The sequence below is a fragment of the Salmonella sp. SSDFZ69 genome (genome assembly GCF_004010755.1).
Classification (GTDB): Bacteria; Pseudomonadota; Gammaproteobacteria; order Enterobacterales; family Enterobacteriaceae; genus Salmonella; species Salmonella enterica.
This window is the reverse complement of the sequence record NZ_CP034831.1, coordinates 1,752,549-1,766,203: the sequence shown is the minus strand read 5'-3', so window position 1 is coordinate 1,766,203 and position 13,655 is coordinate 1,752,549. Positions and strand designations below refer to the sequence as shown.

The following is a 13,655-nucleotide window of genomic DNA, read 5'->3' as shown; positions in this document are numbered from 1 at the left end:
AAGGCACAGTTTTAGGGTATAGATAGAAAAACCTAAGCCCATATTTATATATAATTAAATCTATAAATGCACTATCGCAATCTCTTAAATAATTATTTGTAGCAAAATTTTGGTTTTATCTTCATCGCCTATGAAGTTAAGTAAGAATAAACATGCTGATGCGCGAACTCTCTTACTTACACGGTGCTCTCTGGGATAAAAAACATCAAAGATTGTCGCAAGATTATTAGAAAAAACCTTATATAAATGATATCCACCTGAATTATCTGGCTCAGCCTCAATTATATTATTATGGATAACTGCGAACTCTCCACCCTGTTTAAGTAATGGCAATTGCCATGTTAAATGCATAAGATATTTTCCAGTAGTTTGCGGACTGAAAATACCAACGGCTTTGACAATTGCATCAGTTTTCTTACATATCATTCCAGAAATAAACGTGAACATAACTTTCACGTCTGAAATAAAATCTACATCATTTGTGTAGAATGACGTCCTCACATCAGCATTATAATTTAACTCAGTCTTTGCTGCTGAGTTTACATACACCATATCTAATGCAGGCCGGGACTTTAATATCGAAAAAACCTTCGAAATACCATTTTTGACTATTAGATCATCATCGCCAATCATCCAAAGATATTTTCCATTTGATAACTCAAAACATTTCTGGAAGTTACCATCCATTCCTAAGTTTTCTTCATTTAGATGATAAGTACTATTTCTTATTTTATCTAAGCCACTCTTGGCTATTCTTGCTGTTTCATCTGTTGAAGCATTATCACAAACAATAACCTCGAGTTCATCATGACAATAGTTCTCCTGTTGAATTATACTATCAAGTAAACGAGCCAAACATGAAGAGCGGTTATATGTCGGAATAGCAATAGTAAGAAGAGGTTTTTTACTCATAAGAACTCTTGAATTTTTTAAAGATTATATAAGTTTGAGGAACAAAATATAACCACGTTAGTGCTGCATACATTAACATGTAGAACCTCGAGTACTCTAAATATGCAACAAACAACATTGTAGTTATAGTCAAGAGAGCCATTATACATGATGCCAATGTCATTTTTTCAGTTTTATGCGCTCTTATATAGGTTGCAAAGCAAGCTACAATGTGATTACCAATAATTGCTAAAGATAAAAAGAAAAAATCCTGCAATCCCAAAAACCGCTCGCCAATGTTTGAACCAGATAATTTCAATAACCATAATGAAATGTATACACCAGTTAACCCTGTCAAGACAAAAAAGGATGATTGCATTACTGCACTTTTGAACGATTTACTCAGTTCCGCAAGTTGTTTGTTGGAAACCATTACTCCCCATTTTGGATATTTAGTGGATATCCAAGCCAGGCCCGTAGCCATTACCATATTGCATAATGTTAAAGACATCCCTAACTGCCCTGCATATATAGCCCCGAAATATTTGAATGCAATGGGGGTCATAACAAAATAAATAAAATACCCTGACATCCAACTTAGAGCAATTCGCCATTGCATAGGAAATATTTCATTAACCCATGAAATACCACCTTCAGTATATTTATTTTTATACCTTAAAGATTGCAGGAAAATTTTTTTAAAATACTTATATGAAAATATGGAGAAGATGATAGTCCCTGAAATAGCTATTGCAGACGTAGCATATAGTCCAAAGCCACTAATAAGTAAGCTTACTGCCAATATACCAGCTAACAGCGACTGATACATTCTCATTTTATTCACATCAGTAATTAACCCACTCCCTTCAGCGACAGAAAGTACAGAAACAAGAAAAATATTAAAAGCTGTAACTATTGTTAATAATAACCATGCCCCTTGCCAAGGTACACCTAAGCCTTCTTTTTGCGTAAAAAAAACATACCCGATGGGACCGACTATTAATATTATTAGCAAAGCTATTACTGCATACCATTTTATTGCCAACCGAAATAACGATAGGTAACGTTGCTTATTTTTACTTTCACCTATAATATCTCGTTCAGAATAATCATATTTTAACGCTGACATTTCGTGGCTAGCGAATTGAATGATTACCGTTGATAGCCCCAATTCAAATATTATCTGTAGTGCCACTACTGAATTAAATGTATAATAATAGCCCTGTGCGTCTTTAGATAAATGGTGTGATATTAACATTATTAACAGCAAACCCGTTAATACAGATATTATCTTACCAAAAATAACATAACGAATTGCTTTATCTACACCTAACATTCTAATAATACGATTCATTAATCTTTCATACTCAACATTTTTTTCACACCCTTCTCAATAGAAAACTCGGCACTCCAACCTAATTGAGTCAAGAAAGAGGTATTTGCATGTGACTCCATAATCTCATCATCACGCATCGCAACTGCACCATAATTTATCTTACTACTACTATGCGTTTCTTTTTTTATTATCTCAAACACTTCTTTTAGCTCTATCGATTTTCCAGTCCCCACCTCGACATCATAGTGTCCAGCGTTAAAACCCTCCTTTAAAATTTTCAAATAGGCCGAAACAACATCGTCTATATAAATAAAATCTCTTTTCTGCCTGGCGATCGTACAATCAATATCTTCATTGTTTTTCATTTTTTTGATAATATACGGGATTATTTTACCTGCTTTATCCCTCTCACCGTAAACATGTTCTAAACGTAAATTTATAAAACAAACGTCTGGATGTTCCTCTACGTATATTTTTGATAGTTCTACAAAATGTCTTTTAGATGCCATGTAAGAACGCATATATCCATAGTGCTTCTCATATTTCCCAAAAAAAGAGTCAGTAGAAATAAAGAATTTAGTTTTAAGCGCTGGCATTAACTCAAGCAGTCTTGTTGGTAATAGGACATTACATTTATATTGTTCAGATATAGGGGTTCTGTTTCGACCATAGTCTGTTGCAATATGGACAATCGCATGAATATTCATAGATGATTGACATATTTTTTCTATATCTTGTATATTCAACCATTCAATCAAGGTATTGATAATCGTTGGCTCGGTTATAGGACGCTTTAATGCAATAATACTATAACCTTCCTTTATGAGACTATGTAGTAGATGGGTACCTACAAAGCTAGTAGCGCCAGTCATTAGGATTTTCTTATTCACATCAAGCATCCTATTCTAAAAATTAGAAATTTAAACCAAAAAATTCTTCAAACTTACTTACGACATAATCTAAATGCTCTGTAGTCAAGCCTGGATAAATACCAATCCAGAACGTTTGATTCATTATACGGTCGGTATTTGTCAACTCACCCACTACACGATATTTCACATTAGCAAAATACGGTTGGCGAATCAGATTTCCAGCAAACAGTAAACGTGTACCGATTTTTGCTTCATCAAGGAATTTCACCAGTTCGACACGGTTAACACCGCTAGTTTCTTTCAGGGTGATAGGGAAGCCAAACCAGGATGGGTCCGATTTCTCTGTTGCTTCTGGTAATTCGAGGAATTCAGTGCAAGATTGCAAACCCTGTTTCAAATAGGAAAAGTTAGCTTTACGCTGCTCTACAAACTCTTCCACGCGTTCTAACTGAGCCAGACCACATGCTGCCTGCATGTCCGTGATTTTGAGATTATATCCGAGGTGGGAATAAGTATATTTGTGATCATAGCCTTGAGGAAGTGACCCCAATTGCTGACCAAAACGTTTACCGCAGGTGTTATCGCATCCTGGCGCACAATAACAATCCCGGCCCCAGTCACGGAACGACTCAATAATTTTCTTCAGTTCACCTGACCTGGTGAATACAGCACCACCTTCACCCATTGTGATATGGTGAGCCGGATAAAAACTAACGGTTCCGATGTCACCAAAGGTACCTACCATCTGGCCTTCATAAGTCGTCCCAAGGGCATCACAGCAGTCTTCGATCAACCATAAGTTATATTTATCGGCAATCCGACGAACTTCACTCAGGTTAAATGCATTACCGAGTGTATGAGCGATCATTATCGCTTTTGATTTCTCAGTAACTGCAGCTTCAATGAGAGAGGCATCGATATTATATGTCGGGATATCAACATCCACGAATACCGGTATTAAACCATTCTGGATCGCCGGGTTAACTGTAGTCGGGAAGCCAGCAGCGACAGTAATAACCTCATCACCAGGTTTGAGAGCACGCTCACCTAATTTTGGGGAAGTCAGCGCAGTCAGTGCCAGCAAGTTTGCCGAAGAGCCAGATGTAGTCGTTAAAACATGAGGAACCCCAATAAATTCCCCAAGTTTTTTCTCAAAGGCATCATTGAAACGACCAGTAGTTAGCCATCCATCAAGAGACGCCTCAACCATCAATTGTAACTCTTTGGCACCAATAACCTTCCCGGAAGGAGGCACAACGCTTGTACCTGCAACAAAAGGTTTCGGGCTCAATGCCTCATTCGCATACTGAGCGACAAGCTGAGAGATTTGCTCACGCAGGTTATTTGCTGTCATTACTTTGATTCCTTAAACTTATTTTCTTAACGAGTAGTTGCAGACATATAGTCGCTGATTTCACGCTTTGAACAAATCAACATATCTTCGCCGCGAATCCATGCTTTATGCCATTTTACGATGCGACCAAGTGTTTCAGTCAATCCCCAACGCGGATGCCATCCTAATTGCATATTTGCTTTAGAGCAATCCAGTTTCAGATAATGTGCCTCATGAGGATGATTCTCACCATCCAGTAACCAGCTTGCATCATCACCCCAAAGCGTGACCATCTTGTCAACAATAAATTCGACCGTCTTCGCATCTTCATCACGCGGGCCGAAATTCCATCCTTCAGAAAACTTAGCACCTTCTGTATATAAGCGTTGCGCCACCACAATGTAACCAGAAAGAGGCTCCAGTACATGCTGCCATGGACGGATAGAATATGGGTTTCGAATAATAACCTGCTGGTTATTTTCAAATGAGCGCAGAATATCGGGAATTAAACGGTCTTTAGCCCAATCGCCTCCGCCTATGACATTACCAGCCCTCACAGACGCCAAACCAACGCCATGTTGCTCATAATTTGCAGGATTGAAGAATGAGTTCCGGAATGCAGACGCGACTAATTCTGCACAACCTTTACTATTAGAGTATGGATCGTACCCTCCCATGGGTTCGTTCTCACGATAGCCCCACACCCACTCACGATTGTCGTAGCACTTATCACTGGTGATATTTACGACTGCCTTTATGTTACCTACTTGCTTAACTGCTTCAAGCAAATGGACAGTACCCATAACATTTGTTGAGTATGTTTCGATTGGCTGTTCATAAGATAGGCGCACTAAAGGCTGGGCTGCCATATGGAAAACAATTTCTGGCTTAAATTCTGCAATAGAATTGCGCAGCTTTTCAAAATCACGAATATCGCCAATATGAGATTCCATAAGATCATTAAGATGCACTATCTCAAATAAACTTGGAACAGTTGGCGCATCAAGTGCATAGCCTTTTACAATTGCACCCATTTCAGTCAGCCATAGCGAAAGCCAGCTTCCTTTAAAGCCAGTATGGCCGGTAACGAATACACGTTTACCTTGCCAAAAATTCTTATCAATCATCTACTTACTCCCAGGTTTTCCACGGAGCTTTACCTTTTTCCCACAGCCCTTCGAGGTAAACTTTATCACGTAGGGTATCCATCGGCTGCCAGAAACCTGGGTGTTCAAAAGCCATTAACTCCCCCTGTTGTGCCAATGTCATTAATGGCTCTTGTTCCCAGGTTGTTGCATCGTTATCGATGAGATCGATAACCGATGGATTCAACACAAAGAAACCACCATTGATCATTGCCCCATCGCCTTTCGGTTTTTCCTGGAATGACCGGACCTGACCAGCTTGGATATCTAATGCGCCAAAGCGTCCAGGTGGAAAAGTAGCTGTTAAAGTCGCTTTCTTACCGTGAGCCTTATGGAAATCGATAGTCGCTTTGATATCAAGGTCGGCAACGCCATCACCATAAGTAAACAGGAAAGCCTCGTCATCTTTTACGTATTCAGCAACACGTTTCAGACGACCACCAGTCATTGAAGAATCACCCGTATCAACCAATGTGACATTCCATGGTTCAACACGTTTGTGGTGAACTTCCATACGGTTTTCAGCCATATGGAATGTTACATCTGACATGTGAAGGAAGTAGTTCGCAAAATATTCTTTAATCACATATCCTTTATAACCACAGCAGATAATAAAATCCTTGATACCATGCACAGAATACATTTTCATAATGTGCCAAAGAATAGGCTTGCCACCAATTTCTACCATCGGTTTTGGTTTTACAATTGTTTCTTCACTTAGTCTGGTACCAAGTCCACCAGCCAGGATGACCGCTTTCATAAATTACCCTCAATATTATTTAGATGCAGTAAATGCATCAGAATAGAAATGTTCTACAGAGAGATTTTTCATCATAAAGTCCTTTTTACTGGCATCGATCATCACAGGTGAACCACATGCATATATATCGAAGAACTCTAGAGAATCAAAATCATCCATCACGGCATGATGGACAAATCCCTTTCTCCCCCCCCATTCGGCGTCATCACCAGAAACAACAGGGATATAATGAACGTTCTCATGCTGTTCACTCCACTGCTGCGGTAATGCAGAGTAAAAATCTTTACTATCTTGCATTCCCCAGTAAATGTAGATCTCACGACGACATTTTCCCTGAATGAGATGCTCAACCATTGATTTAACTGGAGCGAATCCAGTACCGCCTGCAAGGAAGATTATAGGTCTGTCACTTTCGCGAATAAAAAATGTTCCGCAAGGCCCTTCAATGCGCATAAGAGTATTTTCTTGTAACTCCCCAAAAATGAGCGAACTCATCTGACCATTGGGAACATTCCTTACATGCAACTCAATACCATTCGACTCATCACTATTAGCGATAGAATAACTGCGAGTTACACCTTTATAATGTAAATTGACATACTGTCCTGGAAGGAAGCCAATTTTTGCTGTTGGTGGTGTGCGTAACTTCAAAGTCATAACATCGCCTGAAACCAGTACAGCACTATCTACCTTGCATGGGACAATTTTTTTTGTCTGCCCAGCTAGTTCAGGAAAAAAATGCGCATTTAGCTCAAGGGCGGTTTTAGGTTTACAGCAGCAGGTTAGTATTTTATCACCCTGTCCAAAAATATTACCTTTGGAGTCAACAACTTCTCCCGCCAACAAATCGGACTCACAGATACCACAATCACCCGCTTTGCAGCTATGTTCAAGATGGATGCCAGCCGATAGCGCAGCATCGAGGATTGATTCATCCTCTCTACCGGAAAATTCAATATTTGATGGAAAAATCTTAATAATATGAGACACGATGCTTACTCTGTTAACAAGGCTTGATGCAGTAAAGGTGCTGCAGCATCTTTTGCTGAAAGCTCAGGCAGCTGAGAAAAAGGCCATTCAATACCTATTGTCTCATCATTCCATAGAATGCTACCTTCCGATGAAGGTGAATAATAATTAGTTGCTTTGTACAAAAACTCTGCATAATCACTGAGAGTAACAAAACCATGAGCAAAACCTTCTGGAATCCAAAGCTGTCGCTTATTCTCAGCAGATAGATTTACGCCAACCCACTGACCAAAAGTAGGCGACTCTTTTCGGATATCGACCGCAACATCAAAAACCTCACCGACAGCACAACGAACTAACTTACCCTGTGCATTTGCTCCTCTCTGAAAATGCAGCCCTCTGAGTACGTTCTTTTTGGATTTTGAATGATTATCTTGAACAAATGTAATTTTACGTCCAATCAACTTTTCAAAGGTCTGCTGGTTATAACTTTCAAAAAAGAATCCCCTCTCATCACCAAAAACTTTAGGCTCTAAGATCAAGACATCTGGTATTGCTGTTTTAATCACAATCATCACTTATAAACCTTTCACCATCGTCAGCAAATATTTGCCATAATCATTTTTTAATAATGGCCCAGCCAGTTCTATAACCTGTTGTGCATTTATAAAATTTTTACGAAATGCGATCTCTTCCGGGCAGGACACTTTTAGCCCCTGGCGTTCTTCGATGGTTGCAATAAAATTACTGGCCTCTATCAAACTCTGATGCGTCCCTGTATCCAGCCAGGCATAACCGCGCCCCATCATAGCGACAGACAATCTTCCCTGATCCATATAGATACGGTTAATATCCGTGATTTCTAACTCACCGCGAGCGGAAGGCTTAAGATTTTTCGCCATCTCCACCACGCTATTATCATAAAAATACAGCCCCGTTACCGCGTAATTACTCTTCGGTTGTAACGGTTTTTCTTCCAGACTAACGGCTGTACCATTTTGATCAAACTCAACCACACCGTAGCGCTCTGGATCGTTTACATGATAAGCAAAGACGGTAGCACCACTTTCTTTATTAACGGCAGCTTCCATTAACTTTGGTAAATCATGACCATAGAAGATATTGTCACCCAGTACTAATGCACAATCATCATTACCAATGAACTCTTCACCAATAATAAACGCCTGTGCTAAGCCATCCGGGCTTGGCTGTACTTTATATTGAAGATTCAGCCCCCACTGGCTGCCGTCTCCCAGCAGTTGTTGAAAACGCGGCGTGTCCTGTGGCGTACTGATGATCAGGATATCCCGAATGCCTGCCAGCATAAGCGTGGAAAGGGGATAGTAAATCATCGGTTTATCATAAATTGGTAGCAATTGCTTACTTACCGCCATGGTCACCGGATAAAGACGGGTGCCGGAGCCCCCCGCTAAAATAATGCCCTTACGCGTTTTCATTTCCATTTCTCATTCATAGAAAATGCCCTGATGGGCATTTAAATTTATCAGATGGTTGTCGTCGTAAACATTTCAGTCAGCATGCGCTTAACTCCTAATTCCCATTGCGGCAGAATAAGGTCAAAATTACGCTGAAACTTTTCAGTATTGAGACGCGAATTTCCAGGTCTGCTCGCCGGCGTCGGGTAGGCGCTGGTCGGCACAGCATTAAGCTCAGTAAGCGCAAGTGTTATCCCTGCCTTACGCGCCTCGTCAAAGACTAAGGCCGCGTAGTCATGCCAGGTTGTGGTTCCCCCGGCAACCAGATGGTAAAGACCTGCGACTTCTGGTTTATTTAACGCCACACGGATCGCATGGGCCGTGCAGTCAGCCAGTAATTCCGCACCGGTTGGCGCACCGTACTGATCGTTAATGACTGAAAGTGTCTGACGCTCTTTCGCCAGACGAAGCATTGTCTTTGCGAAATTATTGCCCTTACCTGCATAAACCCAACTGGTGCGGAAGATAAGGTGCTTAGGGCAGTTATCCTGCAGGGCCTTTTCTCCCGCCAGTTTGGTTTTGCCATAGACATTCAGCGGCGACGTAGCGTCCGTTTCCTGCCATGGGATATCGCCGGTACCAGGAAATACATAATCGGTTGAATAATGCACTACCCATGCGCCAGTTTCGTTGGCCGCTTTAGCGATGGCTTCCACACTGGTGGCGTTAAGTAACTGCGCCAGTTCTGGTTCAGACTCTGCTTTATCTACTGCAGTATGTGCGGCTGCGTTAACAATCACATCGGGACGAAGCTTACGAACGGTTTCGGCAACGCCTTTCGGATTGCTAAAATCACCGCAAAACTCTTTTGAATGGACATCCAGGGCAATCAGATTCCCCACTGGTGCCAGAGAACGTTGCAACTCCCAGCCTACTTGCCCTGTCTTACCAAAAAGTAAGATATTCATTACTGGCGTCCTTCATAGTTCTGTTCTATCCAACTCTGATACGCCCCACTTTTAACATTGTTTACCCATTGAGTATTTGCAAGGTACCATTCCACTGTTTTACGAATACCGCTTTCAAAGGTCTCCAGCGGTTTCCAGCCTAATTCGCGGCTAATTTTACCTGCATCAATGGCATAACGACGATCATGGCCCGGACGATCGGCGACATAAGTGATTTGTTCACGATAAGAAGTCGCTTTGGGTACAATTTCATCCAGCAGATCACAGATGGTAAATACCACATCGAGATTTTTCTTCTCATTGTGGCCACCAATGTTATAAGTCTCCCCTGCCTTGCCTTCAGTCACTACCATATGAAGCGCGCGAGCATGATCTTCTACATATAGCCAATCGCGAATCTGATCCCCTTTGCCATAAATTGGCAAAGACTTTCCTTCCAGCGCATTCAAAATGACCAGTGGAATCAGTTTTTCAGGGAAGTGATAAGGGCCATAGTTATTAGAACAATTGGTAACGATCGTTGGTAGACCATAGGTACGCCGCCAGGCACGGACTAAATGATCGCTGGATGCTTTTGACGCAGAATAGGGGCTACTTGGCGCATATGCCGTCGTTTCAGTAAATAACGGCAGCGTAACGCTGTTTTCAACTTCATCAGGATGCGGTAAATCGCCGTAAACTTCATCAGTGGAAATATGATGAAAACGAAAATTATTTTTTTTATCTTCGCCAAGCGCAGACCAGTATTTACGCGCAACTTCAAGAAGTACATAGGTGCCGACGATATTGGTTTCAATAAATGCTGCTGGCCCGGTAATCGAACGGTCCACATGACTTTCCGCAGCCAAATGCATCACCGCGTCCGGCTGGTACTGCTCAAAAATACGCGTTATTTCAGCGGAATCACAAATATCCGCGTGTTCAAAATTGTAGCGATTACTTTCAGAAATATCAGAAAGGGATTCAAGATTACCGGCGTAGGTTAATTTATCAATATTAACTACAGTGTCCTGTGTATTCTTAATAATATGGCGGACAACAGCTGATCCAATAAAACCTGCCCCGCCAGTAATAAGTATCTTCACTTTTCTATTCCATAAGGCGTATTTAATGTGGTATTTAATTTGCCAATAAAAATTAATTGCTCAAGTCGTTACACACGCTACCGCCCCTGGCTCATCAGCTACCAGTGCACTGCGTACATATCGACTTGTTACAAACCTCGCCCAGCAGGGCAAAGCTCACTAAAACTTAAACGCTAATTGTCTTATTAATTGCATCCGGAAACAAGGATTAATCTTATAAAATCAGCATTAAAATGCTCCAGATAACCCCTTGTTACTTAAGCCCTTTATACAAAACTAAAACGGCAGTCAACACTCGTTTCAGCCAACTTGCCGCTTCGAATGTTCACTGCCGTTATTATGTTTATCACCAACCATTTATCACGGTTGTTAATACTTATTCATGCAAAAGCTGCTCTATGCTCTTACGGAACTTGGCTCCTTCTTTCAGGTTGCGCAGCCCGTACTTCACAAATGCCTGCATGTAGCCCATTTTTTTACCGCAGTCATAGCTGTCACCCGTCATTAGCATCGCGTCAACCGACTGTTTTTTCGCCAGTTCAGCAATAGCATCGGTGAGCTGGATGCGGCCCCAGGCGCCCGGTTCGGTTCTTTCCAGTTCCGCCCAGATGTCGGCTGAAAGCACATAACGGCCTACCGCCATCAAATCGGAATCCAGCGTCTGCGGCTGATCCGGTTTTTCGATAAACTCCACAATCCGGCTGACTTTGCCTTCATTATCCAGAGGTTCTTTCGTCTGGATAACGGAATACTCCGATAAATCACCTTTCATGCGCTTCGCCAGCACCTGGCTGCGACCCGTTTCATTGAAACGCGCCACCATCGCCGCAAGGTTATAGCGCAGCGGATCGGCGGTAGCATCATCAATAATAATATCCGGGAGTACCACAATGAAAGGGTTATCGCCCACGACCGGACGCGCGCACAGAATAGAGTGCCCCAGCCCTAACGGCTGCGCCTGGCGAACGTTCATAATCGTCACGCCCGGTGGGCAGATAGATTGCACTTCCGCCAAAAGCTGACGCTTAACGCGCTGTTCAAGAAGTGATTCAAGTTCATAAGAGGTGTCGAAGTGGTTCTCAACGGCGTTTTTGGACGCGTGAGTCACCAGTACGATTTCTTTGATCCCTGCAGCCACAATCTCATCGACAATGTACTGAATCATTGGCTTGTCGACGATCGGTAGCATCTCTTTTGGGATTGCCTTGGTGGCAGGCAACATATGCATACCCAAACCCGCTACCGGTATAACTGCTTTCAAATTCATCATTGTTTCTTCCACCTGTAAAATGGTTGCTGAATTATAGCTCTTTAGCTTGTTTTCGCCAGCATGAATTACTCTGCTGCCAGGGATAATGATGGCACGCTCTACATTACGTCTTAGTCGGCACCATAACATTAAGTATGAACAACTTTTTCCCAGGAATTTTCGTAAAAATAGCGGTACTTACCCTCCCCGCTTCGGCAGCGAAAAATTCACTGCTTCGACATTCACGGTTTGGTGATTAATCCTGTCGATATCCACGGAACTCTGCCCGTTTTCATTGATGGCATGAACATTAGCGAGGGAAAGCAGCGTGTCCTGGCGGGCCATAAATTGACCACGGACATCTTTACGCAAATCGAAATGCATTTTTAACGCTGGGCCAATCGCTGAAGTTTGCATCACATTGATATTACGCAGGAAAAGATGCTGCGGTTGGTTATGCAGCTCCAGTGTGGCATGCGTCATCCGCACGTTAGTGATAGCGACAAACGAAGGAGCGTTGCCGGAGGAAATTTGAATGCCGCGTAATTTATAAGCAACCTGGCGATTATCCAACCGAATAGCGTTTAATTTAAAGTTTTGCGGAATTGACAGGTATTTTCCTTTAACAACGCCATAGCCGATAAGCATCCCGGCACTATTCGTCATGTCAATATTATCAATGACGAAATTATCACAGCCATAAATGGCGATCGTTGCGTTATCAATACCCGCCTTTTTACTGAAATCGGGCGTGATGTTTTTGGCTTTGACATTGCGAATGACGAAATGTTTGCCATTTTCTACGTGCACCAGCTGTCGGCAATCAGATCCGGTAATATTGGCCACCACAAAGTTTTTTACTGCCTGGTCTTCAGGATAACTATTGTCATAGGTGCTACCCGCCAGCCCGATGCCGATCCCCCAGTTGATTTTGCCATTGGTACAATCAATGCGTTCGATGACATGATCGGAAATCAGGATGTCGCGGTCGTGAATCGCGACATTCCACTCAATGGCGTCCCCCTGTAAATCGCTAAAGCGGCTATGCGTAATCCGCGCGCCGTCCATTTGGTTATGAAATCCCTGGCGGAGAATGGCGTAGTTGGCGTGGGTAACGGTGATGTCATCGATAATGAGATTACGCATCACCTGCGGTTCCTTACCACCGATGAAAATTTGCGCGACGGGGCCAAAGCCGCTCATCGCCACGCCTTTAATCACACAGTCCGACCCGCGAACATCCAGCGTCACATTGTGCAGACTGCCGCCCTGCTCCCCCACCACCTGACACCCGTCCTGCAAAATAAACCGTCCCCGGCCATTCCCACGCACCGCGCCCTGTACCCGCAGCGTTTTTCCCGCCGGAATCGTTATCGCCGCATTGATATTTTCACACACCCATCCTGGCGGTACGACCACGGTCTGTCCGTCGGCGAAGGCCTGTTTGAACGAGGCGATACCGTCATCCGCCGGATAATCCTTAATATCGACGGTCTCGCGAGGTTCACGCGCCTGTACCGGCAAGGCGCGCAGAAAAGGAAGAACAGCAAGCGCAGAACCTGCCGTCAGGAGGGTACGTCGGGAGAATTTAGTCGCGGGCATACCACCTCG

At 42.7% G+C, this 13,655-nt stretch carries 12 protein-coding genes and 1 pseudogene; all 13 read right to left on the bottom strand.

Annotation, left to right across the window (positions count from 1 at the left end; genetic code table 11):
* Positions 1-84: 84 nt before the first annotated feature.
* The 13 genes and pseudogenes from EOS98_RS08540 to wcaM all read right to left on the bottom strand — a co-directional run bounded on the left by EOS98_RS08540 (position 85) and on the right by wcaM (position 13,646).
* Positions 85-912 carry a glycosyltransferase family A protein gene (locus tag EOS98_RS08540; RefSeq protein WP_318655734.1) on the bottom strand — a complete coding sequence of 276 codons (828 nt, stop codon included), beginning with the start codon at positions 910-912 and terminating at the stop codon, positions 85-87.
* Positions 905-2,245 carry a hypothetical protein gene (locus tag EOS98_RS08535; protein ID WP_001079813.1) on the bottom strand — a complete coding sequence of 447 codons (1,341 nt, stop codon included), beginning with the start codon at positions 2,243-2,245 and terminating at the stop codon, positions 905-907. Before EOS98_RS08535 ends, EOS98_RS08540 begins: the two co-directional genes overlap by 8 nt.
* Positions 2,245-3,126 (bottom strand): CDP-abequose synthase, encoded by an 882-nt coding sequence (gene rfbJ, locus EOS98_RS08530; protein WP_000887842.1) that lies wholly within the window; start codon positions 3,124-3,126, stop codon positions 2,245-2,247. The genes EOS98_RS08535 and rfbJ overlap by 1 nt, the downstream gene beginning before the upstream one ends.
* Before the next feature lie 13 nt (positions 3,127-3,139).
* Entirely contained in the window at positions 3,140-4,453 is a 1,314-nt protein-coding gene (gene rfbH / locus EOS98_RS08525; RefSeq protein WP_000126351.1) for a lipopolysaccharide biosynthesis protein RfbH, read from the bottom strand.
* Between the two features lie 26 nt (positions 4,454-4,479).
* Positions 4,480-5,559: a CDP-glucose 4,6-dehydratase gene (gene rfbG, locus EOS98_RS08520; protein WP_000565902.1), complete on the bottom strand. Its 1,080-nt coding sequence runs from the start codon at positions 5,557-5,559 to the stop codon at positions 4,480-4,482.
* A gap of 4 nt (positions 5,560-5,563) precedes the next feature.
* Entirely contained in the window at positions 5,564-6,337 is a 774-nt protein-coding gene (rfbF, locus tag EOS98_RS08515; RefSeq protein WP_000648783.1) for a glucose-1-phosphate cytidylyltransferase, read from the bottom strand.
* A pseudogene (locus tag EOS98_RS08510) lies at positions 6,334-7,327 on the bottom strand (CDP-6-deoxy-delta-3,4-glucoseen reductase). Before EOS98_RS08510 ends, rfbF begins: the two are co-directional and overlap by 4 nt.
* A 5-nt stretch (positions 7,328-7,332) precedes the next feature.
* Positions 7,333-7,884 (bottom strand): dTDP-4-dehydrorhamnose 3,5-epimerase, encoded by a 552-nt coding sequence (rfbC, locus tag EOS98_RS08505; protein WP_077914013.1) that lies wholly within the window; start codon positions 7,882-7,884, stop codon positions 7,333-7,335.
* Positions 7,885-8,763, bottom strand: coding sequence for a glucose-1-phosphate thymidylyltransferase RfbA (gene rfbA, locus EOS98_RS08500; RefSeq protein WP_126523980.1), 879 nt, complete (start codon positions 8,761-8,763; stop codon positions 7,885-7,887).
* A 47-nt stretch (positions 8,764-8,810) separates the two neighbouring features.
* A complete protein-coding gene (gene rfbD, locus EOS98_RS08495) occupies positions 8,811-9,710 on the bottom strand; it encodes a dTDP-4-dehydrorhamnose reductase (protein WP_001023662.1) in 900 nt (299 codons plus the stop codon).
* Complete coding sequence (gene rfbB, locus EOS98_RS08490) at positions 9,710-10,795, bottom strand: dTDP-glucose 4,6-dehydratase (protein ID WP_080094861.1); 1,086 nt, start codon at positions 10,793-10,795, stop codon at positions 9,710-9,712. The genes rfbD and rfbB overlap by 1 nt, the downstream gene beginning before the upstream one ends.
* Before the next feature lie 376 nt (positions 10,796-11,171).
* A complete protein-coding gene (galF, locus tag EOS98_RS08485; RefSeq protein ID WP_000981469.1) occupies positions 11,172-12,065 on the bottom strand; it encodes a GalU regulator GalF in 894 nt (297 codons plus the stop codon).
* A gap of 177 nt (positions 12,066-12,242) precedes the next feature.
* Complete coding sequence (gene wcaM, locus EOS98_RS08480; protein ID WP_126523979.1) at positions 12,243-13,646, bottom strand: colanic acid biosynthesis protein WcaM; 1,404 nt, start codon at positions 13,644-13,646, stop codon at positions 12,243-12,245.
* Positions 13,647-13,655 lie beyond the last annotated feature (9 nt).